At 69.4% G+C, this 19,272-nt stretch carries 19 protein-coding genes and 2 tRNA genes; 3 read left to right on the top strand and 18 right to left on the bottom strand.

Annotated elements, in window-relative coordinates:
- Positions 1-52: 52 nt before the first annotated feature.
- The gene (locus ABFY20_RS09175; RefSeq protein WP_368499630.1) at positions 53-556 is read right to left on the bottom strand and encodes a DUF3145 domain-containing protein; all 504 of its coding nucleotides are present in this window, start codon (positions 554-556) and stop codon (positions 53-55) included.
- A gap of 197 nt (positions 557-753) precedes the next feature.
- On the opposite strand from ABFY20_RS09175, the gene ABFY20_RS09170 reads away from it, so the two are divergent.
- Entirely contained in the window at positions 754-1,332 is a 579-nt protein-coding gene (locus tag ABFY20_RS09170; protein ID WP_368499629.1) for a PadR family transcriptional regulator, read from the top strand.
- On the opposite strand, the gene ABFY20_RS09165 is transcribed toward ABFY20_RS09170, so the two are convergent.
- The 5 genes from ABFY20_RS09165 to ABFY20_RS09145 all read right to left on the bottom strand — a co-directional run bounded on the left by ABFY20_RS09165 (position 1,279) and on the right by ABFY20_RS09145 (position 7,089).
- On the bottom strand, positions 1,279-3,567 hold the full coding sequence (locus ABFY20_RS09165; RefSeq protein ID WP_368499628.1) for a transglutaminaseTgpA domain-containing protein: 2,289 nt from the start codon (positions 3,565-3,567) through the stop codon (positions 1,279-1,281). The genes ABFY20_RS09170 and ABFY20_RS09165 overlap by 54 nt on opposite strands.
- A 236-nt stretch (positions 3,568-3,803) precedes the next feature.
- Entirely contained in the window at positions 3,804-5,297 is a 1,494-nt protein-coding gene (locus tag ABFY20_RS09160) for a DUF58 domain-containing protein (protein WP_368499627.1), read from the bottom strand.
- A 10-nt stretch (positions 5,298-5,307) separates the two neighbouring features.
- Positions 5,308-6,243, bottom strand: coding sequence for an AAA family ATPase (locus ABFY20_RS09155; RefSeq protein WP_368499759.1), 936 nt, complete (start codon positions 6,241-6,243; stop codon positions 5,308-5,310).
- Positions 6,244-6,329: 86 nt separating this feature from the next.
- Positions 6,330-6,770, bottom strand: a complete 441-nt coding sequence (locus ABFY20_RS09150) for a hypothetical protein (RefSeq protein WP_368499626.1) — start codon at positions 6,768-6,770, stop codon at positions 6,330-6,332.
- Positions 6,751-7,089 (bottom strand): hypothetical protein, encoded by a 339-nt coding sequence (locus tag ABFY20_RS09145; protein WP_368499625.1) that lies wholly within the window; start codon positions 7,087-7,089, stop codon positions 6,751-6,753. The genes ABFY20_RS09150 and ABFY20_RS09145 overlap by 20 nt, the downstream gene beginning before the upstream one ends.
- 119 nt (positions 7,090-7,208) lie before the next feature.
- On the opposite strand from ABFY20_RS09145, the gene ABFY20_RS09140 reads away from it, so the two are divergent.
- Positions 7,209-7,282, top strand: a tRNA-Ile gene (locus tag ABFY20_RS09140).
- Positions 7,283-7,482: 200 nt separating this feature from the next.
- Here ABFY20_RS09140 and ABFY20_RS09135 read toward each other — a convergent pair.
- From ABFY20_RS09135 to ABFY20_RS09120, 4 genes are all read right to left on the bottom strand, one after another.
- A complete protein-coding gene (locus tag ABFY20_RS09135) occupies positions 7,483-7,839 on the bottom strand; it encodes a hypothetical protein (protein WP_368499624.1) in 357 nt (118 codons plus the stop codon).
- 4 nt (positions 7,840-7,843) lie between these two features.
- Positions 7,844-8,359, bottom strand: coding sequence for a hypothetical protein (locus ABFY20_RS09130; RefSeq protein ID WP_368499623.1), 516 nt, complete (start codon positions 8,357-8,359; stop codon positions 7,844-7,846).
- A gap of 234 nt (positions 8,360-8,593) precedes the next feature.
- On the bottom strand, positions 8,594-9,790 hold the full coding sequence (locus ABFY20_RS09125) for a glycosyltransferase (protein WP_368499758.1): 1,197 nt from the start codon (positions 9,788-9,790) through the stop codon (positions 8,594-8,596).
- A 133-nt stretch (positions 9,791-9,923) separates the two neighbouring features.
- Positions 9,924-10,838 carry a DMT family transporter gene (locus tag ABFY20_RS09120; protein WP_368499622.1) on the bottom strand — a complete coding sequence of 305 codons (915 nt, stop codon included), beginning with the start codon at positions 10,836-10,838 and terminating at the stop codon, positions 9,924-9,926.
- A gap of 42 nt (positions 10,839-10,880) precedes the next feature.
- Between ABFY20_RS09120 and def the strand changes: the two genes are divergently transcribed.
- Positions 10,881-11,447 (top strand): peptide deformylase, encoded by a 567-nt coding sequence (gene def / locus ABFY20_RS09115; protein ID WP_368499621.1) that lies wholly within the window; start codon positions 10,881-10,883, stop codon positions 11,445-11,447.
- Positions 11,448-11,460: 13 nt separating this feature from the next.
- Here the strand turns inward: def and ABFY20_RS09110 are convergent, their stop codons facing one another.
- The 8 genes from ABFY20_RS09110 to dusB form a co-directional block, all read right to left on the bottom strand.
- Positions 11,461-11,766: an AzlD domain-containing protein gene (locus ABFY20_RS09110; protein WP_368499620.1), complete on the bottom strand. Its 306-nt coding sequence runs from the start codon at positions 11,764-11,766 to the stop codon at positions 11,461-11,463.
- Positions 11,763-12,458 (bottom strand): AzlC family ABC transporter permease, encoded by a 696-nt coding sequence (locus ABFY20_RS09105; RefSeq protein ID WP_368499619.1) that lies wholly within the window; start codon positions 12,456-12,458, stop codon positions 11,763-11,765. Before ABFY20_RS09105 ends, ABFY20_RS09110 begins: the two co-directional genes overlap by 4 nt.
- Before the next feature lie 73 nt (positions 12,459-12,531).
- Positions 12,532-12,604 (bottom strand) — tRNA-Asn (locus ABFY20_RS09100).
- 67 nt (positions 12,605-12,671) lie between these two features.
- Positions 12,672-13,610 carry a D-isomer specific 2-hydroxyacid dehydrogenase family protein gene (locus tag ABFY20_RS09095; protein WP_368499618.1) on the bottom strand — a complete coding sequence of 313 codons (939 nt, stop codon included), beginning with the start codon at positions 13,608-13,610 and terminating at the stop codon, positions 12,672-12,674.
- Positions 13,607-14,647 carry an ATP-binding cassette domain-containing protein gene (locus ABFY20_RS09090; protein WP_368499617.1) on the bottom strand — a complete coding sequence of 347 codons (1,041 nt, stop codon included), beginning with the start codon at positions 14,645-14,647 and terminating at the stop codon, positions 13,607-13,609. Before ABFY20_RS09090 ends, ABFY20_RS09095 begins: the two co-directional genes overlap by 4 nt.
- A gap of 24 nt (positions 14,648-14,671) precedes the next feature.
- Positions 14,672-16,690, bottom strand: coding sequence for a DNA primase (dnaG, locus tag ABFY20_RS09085; RefSeq protein ID WP_368499616.1), 2,019 nt, complete (start codon positions 16,688-16,690; stop codon positions 14,672-14,674).
- Positions 16,691-16,694: 4 nt separating this feature from the next.
- Entirely contained in the window at positions 16,695-18,014 is a 1,320-nt protein-coding gene (locus ABFY20_RS09080) for a deoxyguanosinetriphosphate triphosphohydrolase (RefSeq protein WP_368499615.1), read from the bottom strand.
- Entirely contained in the window at positions 18,007-19,197 is a 1,191-nt protein-coding gene (gene dusB, locus ABFY20_RS09075; protein WP_368499614.1) for a tRNA dihydrouridine synthase DusB, read from the bottom strand. Before dusB ends, ABFY20_RS09080 begins: the two co-directional genes overlap by 8 nt.
- Between the last annotated feature and the right edge of the window lie 75 nt (positions 19,198-19,272).

Here is a 19,272-nt window from a genome sequence, read left to right as displayed (position 1 = left end):
TCTCACGGGATGAGAGCACTTTCTGCGACCAGGATGCGCTGGCGGGCTTCTCTCAGCCGACGCGGTGGAGGTAGACGACGGGGTTGAAGTCGCTGGCGTAGCGGAAGGGCTCGAGTTCGTCGTCCCAGGCCTGGCCGAGGGCGAGGCGGAGTTCGCGGTGCAGCTCGAGGGCGTTGGTGCCCGCGGTCTCCATGGCGTCGCGGATGCGGTTCTCGGGGATGACGGTGTTGCCGGCCGAGTCTAGTTGGGCGTAGAACACGCCGAGGTCGGGGGTGTGCATCCAGCGGCCGCCGTCGCTGCCGTCGCTCGGGTCTTCGGTGACCTCATAGCGGAGGTGCTCCCAGCCGCGGAGCGCCGATGCGATGGCGGCGCCGGTGCCGGGCGCGCCCTCCCAGAAGAAGTCGGCGCGCTGGGAACCGCGCAGCACAGGCTGCTCGATCCAGTCGAAGTTCACTGCACGACCAATGGCGCGACCTGCGGCCCACTCGACGTGGGGGCAGAGCGCGCGGGGAGCGGAGTGGATGTAGACCACTCCGCGTGCGACGGTTGCCACCATAGCTCTCTCCATTCCTGAGGTGCGTCTTCCCCAACGACCTCGAACAGAAAACCTGGTGGCGTGTGCAGTTGTGCTCACATTATGCCGGAGCCGCGGAGCGAATCACAACCGTGTCATCCCCGACGCGCCCGACTCTCAGAACTATACTGAGCGGACAATTGCGAAAGCGAGTCGTCTCGCGGCGGATCGGAGGGTGCATGTCGGTGCGAGCGGGCATCCTTGCGCTGCTCTCCGAAGGCGACGCCTACGGGTTGCAGCTGCACGGCGAACTCGAGCAGCGCACCGATCGGGTGGGCCGCGTGAACGTCGGCCAGATCTACTCCACCCTGGAGCGGCTGAGCGGCGCCGATCTCGTCGCCGCCGCCGGGAGCACCTCCGACGGGCTGCCCCTCTACCGCATCACCGAGCTCGGGCGCGCGGAGGCCGACACCTGGTTCGGCGCATCGGAAGTCGACTCCCCCACCGCCTGGCCCGACATGGTGTTCAAGGTTCTGCTCTGCACGAGCCTCGGTCGCCCCGAATCGTCGGCGCTCCTCGACGGCTATGGGCGAGCCTGGCGAGCCCAGCTCGACGAGACGCAGCTCGACGAGACGCAGCGCGACGCCGCGCCCCCACAAGCGGATGCGGCAGCCCTCGCGCGCGCCTCCCTCGCGCACGCGGCCGTGCGCTGGCTCGACACCCTCGCGTCACTGCCCGGGGGCCTGCCCTCTCTTGCGCGGGAACTACGGAGCGAACGCCCCCGCCGCGGGCGTCGACCGGCGACGACGCAGGAGTGACACCGGGACGAATCGAGCCCGATACCGCGCCCCACGTTCCTCACCGGCGTCGATGGCCGTGAGGAGCCGACGCAGGTCGCTCTCGATCGCGCCCCGCGCATCCGCATCGACCCCGTCGGGCACCCCGTACTGCTCCCGCTCCACGGCCCGGCGCAGTCGGCCGAGAGCCTCCTCTGCCTCGCTGTCGAGCGGCAGCTCGTCGAGCAGACGCCGCTCGAGATCGTGCACGGTGTCGCCCTGCGATCGCTGCACGCGGTGATCGTCGAGCGTGTCTTCCCACTCCGCCCAGGCGAGGGTTCCCGGCAGCGGGTGATGCAGCAGGCGCGCGAAGCGGTTGCGCCGGCGCAACCGACGGATGGCCCAGGGGGTCAGTACGACCAGAGCGACGGCGGCGACGATCCCCACGAACGAGGCCCAGCCGCGCAGCTGACCGAGGGCGAGCTGCTCCGGGCTCTGCACGGCGCCCACGTCGAGAGCGTCGTCGGGTCGTTCCGCGGCCGACGTGGAGGTGCTGCTCGGGGCGGGCGCTGACGTGTCGCTGGTCGACGACTGCTGCGCGTAGTCGGGCAGGCTGTAGTCGGGCGGTGTGAAGTCGAGCCCGGGGGTGGGCTCGAACGGCAGCCAGCCGACACCCTCGAAGTAGAGCTCCGGCCAGGCGTGCAGCTGGTCGGTGTAGACCTCGTAGACCGCACCACCGGCGGCGGTGGAGTCGGGCGATTGACCGGGTGCGTAGCCGACCGCGATGCGGGACGGGATGCCGAGCGTTCGTGCCATCACGGCCATCGCCGCGGAGTAATGGACGCAGTAACCCGACTTCACGTCGAGGAAGACAGCGATGGCGTCGGCCGTGTCGCCATCGAACCCGCCTTCGACGGGGGTCTGCAGGGAGTAGCTGAACTGGTCGGAGCGGAAGTACTCCTGCAGTGCAACCGCTCGCTCGTACCCGGTCGACGCCCCCGCGGTGACGGCGGCGGCGGTGTCGGCGATGACGGGCGGGAGTCCGCCGGGCAGCGCCAGGTAGTCGAGCAGGGGGTCGGGAATGACCGACCCCGCCACAGCGAGCTGCTCGGCGGTGGGCTGCGGAGACAGCGAGGTGACCTGGTAGGCGAGGCCCCTGGTGTCTCCACGCAGGTCGGTCATCGTGAATGTCGACGGCGTCAGCAGCCAGCCGTCGTCGAGACCGTCGACCTGTTGCGTGGGGTACGGGAGGGGAAGCCAGTCGCTGCGGAGAGCGGCTATCGTCACGGAGGTGGTGGTCTCGGCGACGGGCACGTCGGCAGCGAGCCCGGGTGGGCTCCCGAACGACTCCCCGTCGGTGTATCCGTTCGCCGAGTAGGGCTGCTCGGGCTCCCAGGCGCCGGTCGAGAAGTCGCCGAGGGTGAGCATGCGGAGGTAGAGTCCCTCCTCGGAGTCGGTCGAGTACGTCAACGAGAGCACGGGCTCGCTGCGGCGGAGGTCTCGGCCCAGCTGGATCGACGGGTCGATGCCGGTGCTGTACACCGAGGGCAACAGGTTGCCGCCGGGTTCGGTGAACGAGTCCGCGGTGAGGCCCGGGGTGACGGTCGGCACGACGATCATGGTGGCGATCGCCGCAGCGCCGAGGCCCGTCGCCGCCAGGCCGTTGCGACCAGCTCGCGTCAGCGTGGGGTTCGCGCGAGCCGAAACGCCGCCGGGGGGCGAGGATGCGCCGTACTCCTGGCCGCGGCCGATGCGCGAGCCGAACCACAGCACGCCGAGCCAGGCGACGGCGGTGCACACGTACACGACCAAGTTCGGGTCGTCGCGGCGCACCAGGGGGGCGATGGAGAGAATGGCGACCGGTCCGACACCGCTCAGCACCGGCGTGCGCAGACCGGAGGCGAGCTCGTCGGAGACCACGGCGATGAGCCCCACCGACATCACCAGCAGCTGGGTGATGGCCCCGTCGGCGACGGCCGGTGCCTCCTGCACGGCTATCGAGACGCGAGCCGCGTCGAGATCGGCGCCGAGGTCGGTCAGGGTGCCGACGGTCGGGAAGACGAACCAGAGCGAACCCGGTGCGTAGAGCAGCACGACCAGCACGGCCCAGCCGACCGCCGCCGACAGCACGACCACGAGCTCGGGCGCGCCTCGCCCGCGGATGACGGCCATCCCTCCGAGCAGCACGGTCACCATCGCCATGACGGCGAACCACCACCCGATGCCCTGCAGCAGCGGGCTCAAGGAGAAGAGCGCGGCGCCGATCCCCGCCGCCACGCACAGCGTGCTGCGCCAGGCACCGCGACGCTCGAGCCGCCGGAGGGCCGCAAGGCTTTGTCGTGCCCCACTCGCGCGGCCGCCGCCGCCGCCGCCGCCGCGGCCTGCATCGGCGCCGGCGCGCCCGGCCTCACCGGATCGCGCATCCGCACCGGAGCCGGCACCGACCCCTGCACCGCGCTCCGACCTCGCGCTGCCGGGCCGCCGAGGGGCAGCGGTACCCGCCGCCTGGGCGTTCACGACAGCCCCCGCGCGGCGCCGAGCGACTTCCACAACGCCGGCAGGTCGTCGCCGGGCCGGCACGCCACCACGGCCCAGCCGGCACCGCGCAGTGCCGCCGCCTCGCTCGACTCGCCGCGCCCCTGCTCCGAGCGGCGTCGGCCCGCTCCGCGGAGCCGACGCGTGCCGGCCGGTGAGCCCGAGCCACCCGACAGGGCGGAGCCGCCCACGAGGAAGACGACGGGGTGGGACGACAGGGCGGCGAGGTCGCGGATGCGATCGCCGGCCCCGGGGGCGTCGGCGACGACGGCGAACACCGGTGGGGCGTCGGGCGAGGTGAGCGAGGCCTGGTCGATGGCTTCACGGAACTCGGCGGCGTCGTTCAGCGACTCCGGCTCGACCACGGCGAGATCGCGCAGTATGCGCGACGCACCGAACGGTGCCACGTAGACCTCGTCGGCCGACGTCGCCCCCGACTCGCCTTCAGCCCCCACCACCCGAACGCCGAAGCCCTCGTTCATGAGGTGCACCGCGATGGAGGCGACCGCTGAGACCGCCCACTCGAAGGCCACCTCGTCGGCGTCGAGACCGCCGGGCCCACCTGCCAGGAGTTGGTCGAGGCCTTCGACGCCCGTCGCCCCGGCACCGCTGCCTGCGCCCCATCCCGGTCCCGCGAAGCCACGCCCCGAACGCCCCGCCGTCGCTGCGGCGGCGTCGAACCACGACGTCTCGCTGAACGAGGCCGCGTCGAGCAGTACGACGGCGTCTTGATCGTTGCGCTGGTCGTCTTGCCGCACCATCAGCTCGCCGTGCTTCGCGGTGGCGGGCCAGTGCACGCGACGCATCGAGTCACCGGGCAGGTACTTGCGCGCGATCACGTCCTGCTCGCCGCCGCCGACGAGCCGCCGGGAGACCTGCTCGGCCCCGTCGCCGGTGGCCAAGCGCAGGTCGATGCGGGCGAGCTCGAGCGCGATCGGGGTTACCAGCACGCTGTCGGTGGAACCGACCCGCAGCTGCCGTCGAGCGCATCCGAACGGATCGGTGATCGAGACCGTGAACGGACCCACCCGATGAGCTCCGCGCGAGCGGGTGTCGAGCCGATAGCGCAGGGGCGTCGAGACCGGCGTGTCGAGTGCTGACGAGGCGAAGCCCGGCAGCGGCGGCAGCACGGCGGGAGAGCTCGGCGCGAGCGGCGCCGCGGCCTCGTCGGACCACAGCATCGTGGGGGTGCGGAGGCTCCCCCAGTTCTGCACGAGCAGCGTGACGGTGATGTTCTGGCCGACCGAGCCCGACTCGGGAGTGAAGATGCGACGAACGCTGAGGGAGGAGCGCCGAAGCGCCACCCAGAGGAAGGAGTAGAGCGGCACCGCGAGGAGGAAGCAGGCGAGATACACCAGCTCGTGCCGGTTCACCACGTGCGCAACCACGAACGCGGCGATCGACGCGATGACGAGACCCCAGCCCCTGATGGTGGGGAGCGGGATGCGGTGGTCGGTCGTCGGTGTGGCCATGGGGGTGCCGTCAGGCGCCGCGCGACCTGGTCAGGGGCACGGGTGTCGCAGCGACGATGGCCCGGAGGGCAGTGGCGATGGCTTGGAGGCCTCCGCCCCGCGCGTCGCCCGCCGCACGGCGGGTGGCGACGATGCGGTGGGCGAGGATGGGCACCACGAGCTGATTGACATCGTCGGGCACCACGAACTCCCGGCCGTTCAACGCCGCCAGCACCTTCGCCGCCCGCACGAGATGCAGCGTTCCGCGGGGGCTCGCGCCGAGCCTGAACTCGGGGTGGCTGCGGGTCGCCTGCACGATCGAGACCACGTACGACTCGACGGCCCGGCTGACGTAGATGGAACGCGCGGTCTCGATCATCTCGGCGAGCTGCGACTTGTCGACGACGGCGGTGAGCTGGTCGAGCGGACTCGTCGTCTCGCGGTGGTGCAGCATCGAGAGCTCGGCCGCGGCGTCGGGGTAGCCCATCGAGATGCGGGCCATGAAGCGGTCGCGCTGGGCCTCGGGCAGAGCGTAGGTGCCCTCCATCTCGATCGGGTTCTGGGTCGCCACGACGATGAAGGGCGGGTCGAGCGGATGCGTCGTGCCGTCGAGCGAGACCTGCTGCTCCTCCATGCACTCCAGAAGTGCCGACTGGGTCTTCGGCGAGGCCCGGTTGATCTCGTCGGCGATGACGATGTTGGCGAAGATCGCCCCCCGTTTGAACTCGAACGCGTGGTCGACCTGGTTGTAGATCGACACACCCGTGACGTCGGAGGGAAGGAGGTCGGGGGTGAACTGGATGCGGCTCACCGTGCATCCGACACTCGTCGCCAGTGCCTTCGCCAGGGTGGTCTTGCCCACACCGGGGACGTCTTCGACGAGCAGGTGCCCCTCGGCGATCAGGACGATGAGGGCGAGGGTCGCGGCCTCGGTCTTGCCGTCGATGACCCGCTCGAGGTTCGCCATGATGGCGCCGGTGTAGTCGTTGAACTCGGTGAGCGACAGCGGTGCGCCCGTGGTCTCGGCGGGCAGGGCGTGGTTGGGCTCGAGGCTCATGAACGGGCATCCCATCGGGTGGCGAGCAGGAAAACGGTGCCGATGAGTGTGGCCAGCCCGAGCAGGGTCAGCCAGGGCGACAACTGGAACATCATCATGAGCATCGGGTAGTTCTGTGTGAATCCGCTGGACGAATAGATCGCCTCGTTGAGCGCGGTGAGCACGACGATTCCCCCGACCACCAGGGCCGCCCCCACCACCCAGAGGGCGACGACGAACCCGTCGACCAGTCGGCGGGGCCGCAGAAAGCCGGCGCCCCGGCCCTCCGACGCCCCCTCGTCGCCGGTCAGACCCGAGTCGTCGAAGAGCGAGGCCGCATCGGTGTCGATCTGGTCGCTTCCGGAGGACGCCGCGAAGGGGTCGGGCTCCTCGAAACCGGGCTGGAAGGCACGATCGAATCGAGAGTCGTACGTTCTCTCAGGGGTGCTGTCTCGCACTCTGCTCCTCGGGTCTGCGCCGCTGCCGTGCCTCAACGATAGGCACAGGCGCCGACATTAGCGAGTGCACTCTCTCGACGGGCAGGATCGCGGTGGGGACTCCGTGACCGATGACGAGCTGCACCGTGCTGCGTTCGAGGTCGTCGCCGAGGTATCCGTAGAGGGTGTGCACGGCGGTCCTGCGCCGCCGGCAGAGCTGATGGATGTGCGCGGCGAGCAACTGCGACTGGGTCTCGTCGACGTCGATGGTGGCCCGCCCGTAGTGCACCCTCTTCATCGGTGCGGCAGCGCGGGCGGTCTCTCGTGCATCCGTCTTCATACTCCCAAGGTAGGCAGCCACCGCCGCCGTCACGATGGGGAGCACTCCCCGTGCAATGCGCCCGCAATGCCGTCGGCGGCACGGTATCGTGGTGTCGCGGTCGGCTGGTGCCGGCCGACGGGGCGGTAGCTCAGCTGGTCAGAGCAGTGGACTCATAATCCATCGGTCACGGGTTCAAGTCCCGTCCGCCCTACTCGTCTAATTACCAAGGATTTATGCCCTCACGGACTCTCGGCTTTAGCAACCGGCGCGCCCGGATAGCGCAAGGTTCGCGCGAGCACCAGCCGTGGTACCTGCATCCCTACCAGCAAGTGCCCTAAGAGGTGATCCTCGAATGCTAGCGATTTCAACAGCACTACGCCCGTCCGGATCAACCCGCCGTTCGAGTCAGGGCTATTCGGAGTCCAGTTCCGTTAGGTCGTTGAAGATTTCGTCCTTTAACGAGCCGATGCCTAGAGCGGACAATTTAGAGGACGAGTACAGGGTGCTCATCGCGTTTTGAAGCTCGAGTTCATCTCGGCTGCTGATGACTTCAAGCACCATTCCACGATTTCCCTCTGCGTACACCTGAAACTGATATGGCGGAGCATCGTCGTCGTCTCGCGGCTTGATGTAGTAGACGAATTTTGCGGTTTCGGCCTCCATTTCACCTCGGTCTTGGTAGGGCCGCCACTTCAGCTTTCCGCTCTTAGTCGAATTGATCAATCTCTCAATCACGGCTAACAGTTCATCCTTCTCAAGCAATGCCATGATTTCAGTCCACTTCGTTTTGTAGTCGGGCAATCAACTCAGTTGCTTCATCGGTAGCCTTTGAGACTTTGTCTAGGGTTACCTTCGCGATCTCGAACAAGGGCCGCGAAGTGCCGCCAGCAATCTCCACTTTTGCGGCTCTCGCAGCGCTTCGACTAGCTCGGATAAGCGCCACCAATTTCTCATCCTTCACCGTCTCGTTGGTCGAGAGGTGACCTTGGATTGTTCCGGCATGCCGCGCGTAGAGGACCAGTGCCTTCTCAAGTTGGTCAGCATCGTTGCCCTTTGCCCGTTCGAAGAGGTCGTCTTCGAGGGCATGCAGCTGAGGAAGCAGGATAAGCAAGTCATTCGTCAGAAGGCGCTTCGAGAGCAGGTCTCGCGTAGCGCGAACGGCGCTCGCTGTTTTCCACAATGGGATCGCCGCGAGACCCAAACCGACCACAGTTCCGACAAGCTGGCCCAACGAAAGCCAATCGCCGGTAGACCAGCCGGTCTCCCTGATCGCCTGTGCCAACTCCACAGTCATAGATTAGTGCAGCGACCACTTGCGTCCGGAGAAACCGGCATTCAGGTTTCCGAACTGAACTTCGGAAAGCGCTAGAGGTAGCGCCCTCATTGTAACTACTCGATGTGGTTCACGAAGACTTCAACACGTCCTGTGACGCCCCATAATCCATCTGTCACAGGTCAAATCCCGTCCGCCCTATCAAGGTTGACACGGTTGCGAGTCTCCGAAGCACAAGACGGCACCGGCTCAGGACGGGCGGGGAGCTCCATCGGGCTCGCGGGTGGGGGGAATGACGACCGGGTCGGTGACGGGCTCGCCGCGGTAGAGGTGCTCGAAGGTGGTCAGCGTGCGCTGGATGTCGTGCGCCGACACGATGCGGAGCGACTCGCGCTTGAACGCCTCGAGCTCGGGCTCGGGCATGCCCAGCACCCTCTCGAGCTTCGCCGCGAGGTCGCCCGCGTCGCTCGGGGTGAACAGGTAGCCGTTCTCGCCGTCGTGAACGAGGTGCGGCAGCGCCATCGCGTCGGCGGCGACGACCGGCAGACCGCTCGCCATGGCCTCCATGGTGGCGATGCTCTGCAGTTCGGCGATGGAGGGCATCGCGAACACGGTCGACCGCGTGTAGGCCTTGCGGAGGTCTTCTTCGGAGAGGTACCCGGTGAAGGTGGTGCGATCGCCGATGCCGAGCTGCTGGGCCATGACCTGCAGGTTCTTCAGCTGGTCTCCGCCGCCCACGATCTCGAGCTTCACGTCGAGGTCGGCGGGCAGCTGCTGAACCGCCTTCAGCAGCACGTCGATCTGCTTCTCCCCCGCCACCCGTCCGACGAAGAGGATGCGGTTCTCGGTGCGCGGGGTGAAGTCGGGGGTGTAGCTGTCGGCGTTGATGCCGCAGGAGATGGCGTAGACATCGTGGATGCCCGTCGCCTTCTCGAAGAAGTCGGCGGCACGGCGGGTGGGAGCCGTCACCGCATCCGCCCGGATGAAGGAACGACGTGCCGCCGCCCATTGCAGGCCGATGGCCCAGGCCTGGAGGAACTTCGGGATGCCGCTGAACTGCAGCATGTTCTCGGGCATCACGTGGTTCGTGCCCACGATGCGGATGCCGCGCTTCTCGGCCTCGCCCGAGAGCCCCCGGCCCACCACGATGTGCGACTGGAAGTGCACCACGTCGGGCTTCACCTCGTCGATGATGCGAGCGGAGTTCTGACGGATGCGCCACGGCAGGGCGAACCGCAGCCAGTCGTGCGGGTACCAGCGCCAGCTGCGCAGCCGGTGCGCCGTGACGACCTGGCCGTCGTAGACCTCTTTCCAGGTGCCGTGCTTGCGGCTCGCCGCCGGCACCACCACGTGCACGTCGTGCCCGCGGGAAGCGAGCCCCGAGGCGAGGTGCTCGGCGAACCGCGCCGAGCCGTTCACGTCGGGTGAGAAGGTGTCGGCACCGATCAGGATCCTCAGCGGCCGTGCCTCCTCGCCCTGCGCTCCTGGCGCATCCGCTCGGGTGCTCGGTACTCGGGAGTCAGTCAAACCATCGTCTCTCTTGCTCGTCGTGGAAGGTTCGTCTTCGCAAAAATGTACCCTAGCGCTTCGCCTGAGGGTGGTATCGCGCGAGGCCGAAGACACCCAAAATGGCCACGGCACCGAAGATGACGAAGGCGATCAGCGCCCACGCCGGCGCCTGCGATGCCTCCCCGAGCACCGTGATGCCGATGGCCACCGCCACCAGCGGGTCGATGACCGTGAGACCCGCGATGACCAGGTCGGGTGGGCCGGAGGAGTAAGCGTTCTGCACGAAGTACCCGCCGAGCGCCGCGGCGGCGAGGAGGCCGATCAGGGCGAGCACCGTGAGCCACTCGAAGTGGGCCTGGAAGATGCGGCTGATGACCACCTTCGCGAGCGTCGCCACGAAGCCGTAGAGCACCCCGGCGCCGACGATGTAGGCGATCGCCTTGAACCGGCGGCGCAGCACCACGAAACCGAAGGCGAACAGGAGGAGCACGATCGCCAGGATGATGAGGATGACGATGAGGTCGCGCGTGGTGACCGGCTTGTCGACGGCGGTGAACGCGGCGACCAGCACGAACAGCCCCACACCTCCTACGCAGAGCACGATGGAGATGACGGAGCTGCGGTTCAGCTTCACCTTGCTCACCCGCGAGTTGAGCACCGCGGTGATGACGAGCGCCACGGCACCGAGCGGCTGCACCACGATGATGGGCGAGAAGCCGAGGCTGGTGAGCTGGAACACGACGGCGAGGCCGAGCATGAGGGTGCCGATCACCCACGACGGCCGGGCGAGCAACGCCATGAGCTGCTTGACGCTCAGCCCCTTGTCGGCACCGTGGGTGCGCGCCTCGACCTTGGCGACGCCGCGGTGCTGGAACTGCGCGCCGAGGCTGAGGAAGACAGCTCCGACGAGGGCGATCGGGATGCCGATGAACTGTTTCGGGTCGAGGGCGATCGTCTCGCTGAGCTCGCTAAGTCCGGGGGGCACCCGTAGACACTACCCCGGTGGGCCCGCCGTTAGGCTTAGCGAATGGCCGTTCTCCCGATCCGGATCTCCGGAGACCCCGTGCTGCACTCCCCCGCCCGCGAGGTGGAGCAGATCGACGACGAACTGCGCACCCTGGTCGCCGACATGTTCGAGACGATGGATGCGGCGCCCGGGGTGGGTCTCGCCGCACCGCAGGTGGGCGTGCCGCTTCGCGTCTTCGTCTACGGCTGGACCGACGACGACGACGTCGAGCACCGCGGCGTCGCTGTGAACCCCGAGTTGTTCATCACCCCCACCTCGACCGAGCCGGCCGACCCCGACGACGAGTCGGAGGGCTGCCTCTCCTTCCCGGGTGAGCGCTTCCCGCTCGCCCGCGGCGCCCGCGCCCTGTTGCGCGCCACCGACCTGGAGGGCGCCCGCTACGAGCTCGAGGTCGACGGTTGGCTCGCCCGCATCTTCCAGCACGAGTTCGACCACCTCGAAGGACGCCTGTACGTCGACCGTCTGGGCAGGCCGTTCGACCGGGTGGCCCAGAAGATCGAGCGCAAGCGCGGCTGGGGTGTCGCAGGGCTCAGCTGGCTGCCGGGGCGCGACGACCTCGACGCCTGACGCGGCGGCCTCGTCAGAACACGGCGCGGATGAGCGCCGCCACCACCGCGGCGGCGATCACCACGACGACGAACGGCACCTTCAGCGCGTACAGCACCGCCGCCACGACGACAGCGGGTACCCGAGCGTCGAGCTGCACGCTCTGGCCGACTCCGAGCGTCTGCACCGCGATCAGCGCCGCGAGGAGGGCCACCGTGAGCAGGTTCGCGATGCGGGCGATGGTCGGGTGCTCGAACGCCTTCGCCGGAATGAGGTAGCCCAGCACCTTCAGGCCCACGCAGATGATCGAGGCGAGCAGCACGATGTTCCAGGTGCTCACGAGGTGCGCCTCGCTCCCAGCAGGTTGAACGCTCCCACGACCACGGCGACGGATGCGGCGACCAGCACGGGCAGGCCCGGCACCAGCACGGGGGTGAGCAGTGTCGCCACGACGGCGGCGCCCACCGCCACGGCCTGGGTCTGCCGTTCCTTCAGCCGCGGCCAGAGAAGGCCCAGGAAGGCCGCCGCAGCGGCCGCGTCGAGACCGTAGGCGCTCACGTCGCCGAGGAGGTCGCCGATGAGCGCTCCGACAAGGGTGGTCAGGTTCCACCCCAGGTAGATGGCGACGCCTGTCACCCAGAATCCGAGGCGCTGGCTGCGGAGGGTCGGCTGCGCGGTCGCCACCGCCACCGACTCGTCGATGGTGAGCTGCGCGGCGGCGGCCCGGCGCAGGAAGCCTCGGCCGATGACGGGCGACATGCGGATGGAGTAGAACACGTTGCGCGTGCCGAGGAGCGCTGCACTCGTGATGGCCGCAGGCCCCGCGGCGAGCCCGCCCGAGGCCAGCACGCCGATGAGGGCGAACTGCGAGCCGCCGGTGAACATGACGAGGCTGAGGAAGCAGGTCTGCCAGACGTCGAGGCCCGAGAGGGTGGCGAGAGCTCCGAACGAGACGCCGTAGACGGCGGTGGCGAGGCCCACGGCGAGACCCGCGCGCACGGCTGCGCGCTCCTCCGGCGATCGGGCGGCCATCGGCGCTCCCCCCCTCGTGGCGTCTCGCAGCGGCAACGAAAAAGGCCCCGCGGGTGGAGCCGCGAGGCCTTCGCTCCCCGACTTGGACTCGAACCAAGAACCTGCCGGTTAACAGCCGGCTGCTCTGCCAATTGAGCTATCGAGGATTATCGCTGTCGAAACAGCGATGGAAACACTATCACCCTTTCGAGAGTGATTTCGCCACCCGGCGGCTCAGTACCCCTGGCCGGGGTCGACGACGCCCGTGAATCCGCCTCCGTCGAGGTACGCGCCGACGTTCGCGCGCACGCGGTCGGCGAGCAGCGGTCTGGTCATCTCGGGCGTGTCCGCGGTGTGCGGGGTGACGATGGCGCTCGGGTGCCGCCAGAGCGGGTGCCCGTCGGGCAGGGGTTCGGGGTCGGTGACGTCGAGGCCGGCCCCGGCGAGGCGACCGTCGTCGAGGGCGGCGACCAGAGCATCCGTGTCGAGGAAGGCTCCTCGTGCGACGTTCACGAGGTAGGCCCCGGGTTTCAGACGGGCGATCCTCTGCGCATCGAACAGTCCTGTCGTGGCGGGTGTGAGCGGCGCCGCGAGCACGACCACGTCGGCGGACGCCAGCGCCTCGTCGAGGCGATCGATGCCGACGGTGCGCGCCGCATCCGGAACCGCCGTCGTCTTGCGGCGTACCATCGTGACGTCGACCCCGAAGGGCCGGAGGAGCCGCAGGAGCTCTTGTGCGATGCCCCCGGCGCCGACGATCAGCACGTGGAGCCCGTGGAGCGACGTACCGCCCTTGCCGCCCCAGGAGTCGGCGCGGATGCGCGTGGGCATCAGTCGGAGCAGCCCCAGCAGCAGGGTGAGGGCGTGCTCGGCGACGGGCCGCGCGTAGGCGCCCTTCGCACTCGTCCAGACCCGCCCGGGGCGGTCGTGCCGCCGCAGCACCTCGGCGAAGGCGTCGACGCCCGCCCACGGCAGCTGCACCCAGTCGACAGCGGGGTGCGAGTCGAGCACCTCATCGAGACCGGCACCGCCCGCGTTGTCGAGCCAGACGATACCGCGGGTGGCCGAGGACAGGGGCGCCACGGTGCCGCCCGCCGAGCGCACCGCGTCGACGAAGAGAGGGTCGGCGGAGGGGAGGACGGCGAGCGGGCCGGGATGCGGCGTCTCGGTCATCGGGGGCCGGTGGAGCCGCGGTTCCCGGTTCGCTCGGACTCAAGGCCGTCGGCTACGGCGTCGTGGGCGACGGTGTCGTGGGCGACGGTGTCGGCGTCGTGGGCGCCGGGGGCCTCGTCGTCGTAGGCGGGCTCATCGGAGTCGTCGTCGAGGTCGTCGTACGGGAGCTCATAGCCCCCAGCATCTCCGTCGGCGTCACCCTCGGTCTCGGGTTCGGCGTCGGCGTCGATCTCGGGCAGCACCTCACGGGCCAGACTCGCCACGTAGGGGTGCCTCGGGTCGCCCAGCACCTCGTCGATGGTGCCGAGCCCCACGACGACGCCCTCGTGGATGATCGCGATGCGGTCGACCGAGCGGCGCAGCGCGTCGAGATCGTGGCTGACGATGAGCGCGGCAGCCCCGCGGCGGCGTTGCAGTGCCGCGATCACGTCGATCACAGCGCCGCGCACTGAGACGTCGACTCCCGCGGTGGGCTCGTCGGCGATGAGCAGGGAAGGCTCGAGAATGAGGCCGCGGGCCACGGCGACCCGCTGGCGCTGGCCACTCGAGAGCTCGTGCGGCTGCTTCAGCATCGTGCCCACGGGCAGCAGCAGCGCATCGACGAGGGTCGCGGCCCTGAGGCCCGCTTCGTGCCGGTCGAACCGCTTGTCGCGGAGGAAGAGGGGTTCGGCGACCAGCTCGGCGACCGTCATGTTCGACGTCAGTCGCGAACCCGCATCCTGCGCCACGTAGCCGACACCCAGGGCGAGCTTGCCCGCTTTCGATCGCCGCATGCCTCGCACCCGGTAGCCGAGGACCTCGAGCTCGCCGCCCACGATCCGGGGCGAGCCGTCGCCCGCCGTGCGCAACGCCGCTTGCCCGGAGGCGAGCTGGGCGAGCGTCGACTTGCCCGAACCGCTCGAGCCGACCAGGCCGACGATCTCGCCGGGCGCGATGTCGAGCGTGAAGCCCTTCACGGCGGTGTAGGCGGGGCTCACGCTGTGCGACGGATACTCGATCGTCACATCGGAGGCGGACAGGACCTTCGGCTCACTCATCGATTCGAGCCTATGCCGACGACCTCATTCCGCCAGGAAGGCGCGACGGTCGGCCTCGAGTTGCACCAGCTGCACCTGCAGGTCGCGATACCCGACGGGGTCGGCGACGGCGTCGGTGCGCTGGAGGCGGCCGATGAGGTCGTCTTTACGGCGCTGGAGGTGCCGGGTGATGAGGTCGCGCACGATGCTGCGGAGGTAGCCCTCAGGCTGGCGCTCGGGACGTTCGGGAATGGGGGCGACAGCGAGTTCTTCGACGAGCGTGCGGTACTCCTCCGGCACGTCGGCCTGCACCGTTGCCACCCACTGCGGGCTGTCGAAGGCGTCGAGGTTGCGCCCGATGGAGTCGCGCACGGCTGCGAGGGGTGCATTGCTGAACCCGCACACGGTGGCGTGGGCGATGAGGTCGCGGCCGACGATGACGGGGGTCTGCAGGATGGCGACGAGCGCGTCGCGCTCCGTGCGCATCGCCGTGGTGACGGGCAGCTGGGTGAGAGTGACCCGGGGGCGCACGGCCGGCTCGGGGGCGAGGCTCGTGACCGAGGGCACCGACGACTCCGACACCGCCAGCACACCGGATGCCGCGGGGTCGACACGGCCGCCGTCGCCGGGCCGCGCTCCCCCGATTCCATGATCGCCACCTCGCGGGAGGGCCCCGCGATCGCCGCGGTCACCACGATCGCCGCGGTCACCGCCGCGCTCGGCCCCCCGGTCGCCTCCGCCCGAACGGCTGCCCGAACGCTCGACCACCTGGCTCACCTCGCCCAGCTCCATCGCGAGCATCTTCGCGAGCTCACGGGTGTAGGCGGGGCGCAGGGCGCTGTCGCGGATGTCGGCGACCACCGGCGCGGCGTCGCGGAGCGCCGCGACCCGTCCCTCCACCGAGTCGAGGTCGTAGGCGGCGAGCTTCTGCTTGATGACGAACTCGAACATCGGCTTCTTGCTCTTCACGAGCCGGCGCACCGCGTCGTCGCCCTTCGCCAGACGCAGATCGCAAGGGTCGAGCCCGTCAGGCGCCACGGCAACGTAGGTCTGCGCGGCGAACCGCTGCTCCTCGCTGAACGCGCGGAGCGCCGCCTTCTGGCCCGCGGCGTCAGGATCGAAGGTGAAGACGACCTCGCCGAGCCCCGAGCTGTCGTCGGAGAGCACGCGCCGCATGATCTTGATGTGGTCGACGCCGAAGGAGGTGCCGCAGGTGGCCACCGCGGTGGTGACCCCGGCGAGGTGGCAGGCCATCACGTCGGTGTATCCCTCGACGACCACCACCTGGCGGGTGCGCGAGATGTCGCGCTTGGCGAGGTCGAGCCCGTAGAGCACCTGGGCCTTGTGGTACACGGCGGTCTCGGGGGTGTTGAGGTACTTCGGGCCCTTGTCGTCGTCGAACAGGCGGCGTGCGCCGAAGCCGACGGTCTGACCGGTCTGATCGCGGATGGGCCAGACCAGCCGGCCGCGGAACCGGTCGTAGCTGCCGCGGTCGCCCTGGCTCACGAGCCCCGCCGCCGAGAGCTCGGCCTCGGTGAAGCCCCGCCCGCGCAGATGCTTGCCCAGGTTGTCCCATCCCTGTGGGGCGTAGCCGACACCGAAACGGGAGGCAGCCGACGCATCGAAGCCTCGTTCGCCGAGGAAGGCCCGCCCGGCGTCGGCGCCGGGTGCCGTGAGTTGCTCGGTGAAGTACTCCCGCGCCGCCTCGTTCGCCGCGAGCAGGCGTGCGCGGTTGCCGTGGTCGACGGCGGCGCCGCCGTCTTCGTAGTGCAGTTGGTAGCCGATGGTGGCGGCGAGTCGCTCCACCGCCTCCGAGAAGGTGACGTGGTCCATCTTCTGCAGGAAGGTGAAGACGTCGCCGCCCTCGCCGCAGCCGAAGCAGTGGTAGTAGCCGACCTGGGGACGGACGTGGAAGCTCGGCGACCGCTCGTCGTGGAACGGGCACAGCCCCTTCATCGAGCCGACCCCGGCGCTCTTCAGGGTGACGAAGTCGCCCACCACGTCGGCGATGTTGATGCGCGAGCGCACCTCGTCGATGTCGCTGCGGCGGATCAGACCTGCCATGGGCTCACGACACGTTCCGCACGGGGAGGGCGAGCCTCGGTCGCGAGCCGCCGCACAGCCGCTCGTACCAGGCCACGGCGGTCTGGTCGGTGAGGCTCGCCACCTGGTCGACGACGACGCGCCGGCGTGCCGTGTCGTCGACGGCCTCCCGCCAGTCAGCGGCGAAGGCGGCGTCGAGGTTTGCACCCTCCGACTCGAGCAGAGCGTCGGCGAGCTCGCCGAGCAGTTCACGCTGGTCGACGTACAGGGGCTGGCGCGCATCCGTGCTCATGACGAAGACCGACACGATGCCCTTCAACGTCGCGATCTCGGCGGCGACCCAGTCGGGAACCACGACGTCGGCGCCGTAGCGGGTGATGCTCGGGGTGGGGAACGCCTCCCGCGTGGCGCGCGTCGCCGCACCGGCGAAGCGTCCGATCAGCTGGCTGGTGAGGTTCTTCAGAGAGGCGTGGGCGGCGCGCGAATCGTCCCACTCCGACAGCCAGACCTTCAGCGAGTCGAGGCGGTCGAAGGCCTCGGCCAGCTCGTCGAGCTCGAAGCCGCCGCCCGCCCGTAGGTGGATGCGGCGCACCAGGTCGGCGTGGTCGACCCGGTCGCCGAGCACCGAGACGTCGATGTAGCCGTTCAGCACGGCGTCTTCGAAGTCGTGCACGGAGTAGGCGATGTCGTCGGAGAGATCCATCACCTGCGCCTCGACACAGAGCCGGCGTGAGGGCGCCTCGGCCCGGAACCAGTCGAACACCTCGATGTCGTCGTCGTAGACGCCGTACTTCAGGCGGCCGCTCGGGTCTTGAACGGGGTCGCTCGCCGACCACGGGTACTTGCAGCTGGCGTCGAGGCTCGCCCTGGTGAGGTTGAGGCCGAAGCTGCGGCCGGTCTCGCCGACGACCTTGGGCTCGAGGCGGCTGAGGATGCGCAGGCTCTGGGCGTTGCCCTCGAAGCCCCCGATCTCGCGCGCCCAGTCGTTGAGCGCCCGCTCGCCGTTGTGACCGAAGGGCGGATGCCCGAGGTCGTGGGCGAGGCAGGCGGTGTCGACGACATCGGGGTCGAGGTCGAGGCTCGCGGCGAGCTCGCGGCCCACCTGGGCCACCTCGAGCGAGTGGGTGAGCCGGTTGCGGGCGAAGTCGGCGACGACCGCGGGGCTCAGCACCTGAGTCTTCGCGGCCAGCCGGCGCAGCGACGACGAGTGCAGCACGCGGGCGCGGTCGCGCGCGAAGTCGCTGCGCCTGGTGTAGTGCTCCTCGGGCAGCAGGCGCTCGGCATCGGCCTCGCTGTAGCCCTTGGTGGGCGCGTAGGTGGCGAGGTTCTGCAGGGGTTCAGCCACCGCTGTGGTCCAGTTCGGCTTCGGCGAGGTCGGCGCGCCCCGCGCCGCCGAGGGCGCGCGAGTCGAGCCAGTGCTCGGGCAGGGCGGGCTTCTTGGGGCTGCCGGTGCGGCCCCGGGGGCCCTCGGCGTCAGCCCCCGGGTAGGGCATCGACCAGTCGAGGGTGGCGAGGATCTCGTCCATCGCGTCGAGCGTCTTCACGGTGCTGAGCGCTGCCCGCACCTCGTGGCCGGCCGGATAGCCCTTGAGGTACCAGGCGACGTGCTTGCGGATGTCGCGGCAGGCGCGGTCTTCGTCGCCGAAGAACTCGGTGAGCAGCTCGGCGTGCCGGCGCAGGGTACGCGCGACGTCGCCCAGCGAGGGGGCCGCGCGCAGTGCCGCCGCCTCCTCTGCGGGGAGCTCGCCCGACCGCACCCGGAACGCCGCGGAGAGGTCGCCGAACAGCCACGGGCGCCCGAGACAACCGCGACCGACCACCACGCCGTCGCACCCGGTCTCGTCGACCATGCGCACCGCATCTTCTCCCGACCAGATGTCGCCGTTGCCGAGCACCGGAACACCGGTGATGGTCTCTTTCAGGGTGGCGATGGCGCCCCAGTCGGCCGTGCCGCTGTAGAAGTCGGAGGCGGTGCGGGCGTGCAGGGCGATGGCGGCGACCCCCGCGCCCTCCGCCGCGCGGGCGGCCTCGAGGTAGGTGAGGTGGTCGGAGTCGATGCCCTTGCGCATCTTCACCGTCACCGGGATGTCTCCCGCGGCGTCGACGACCGACTCCACGATCTCTCGGAAGAGATCGAGCTTCCAGGGCAGTGCCGCTCCCCCGCCCTTTCGGGTGACCTTCGGCACGGGGCAGCCGAAGTTCATGTCGATGTGGTCGGTGCGGTCTTCGTCGACCAGGATGCGGGCCGCGTCGGCCATCGTCTTCGGGTCGACACCGTAGAGCTGGATCGACCGCGGCGTCTCGCTCGGGTGGTGGGTGATGAGCCGCATCGTCTCTGGCGTGCGCTCGACGAGGGCGCGGCTCGTGATCATCTCGCTCACGTACAGACCGGCACCGAACTCCCGGCACAGGCGGCGGAACGCGGTGTTCGTGATGCCGGCCATGGGTGCGAGCACGACGGGGACGTCGAGCTCGATGGGGCCGATGGCGAGCTTGGAGCCGCCCGCGAGGAGAGTGGAGGAAGTCATCGGGGTCAATTCTTCCAGACGGATGCGGCGAGCGCGTCGCCGACGGGAATCCTGTGCACGCGCATCCGGTTCAAT

Origin of the sequence: Herbiconiux sp. A18JL235, assembly GCF_040939305.1 — a bacterium.
GTDB lineage: Bacteria > Actinomycetota > Actinomycetes > Actinomycetales > Microbacteriaceae > Herbiconiux.
This window is presented reverse-complemented; position numbering and strand designations above follow the sequence as displayed.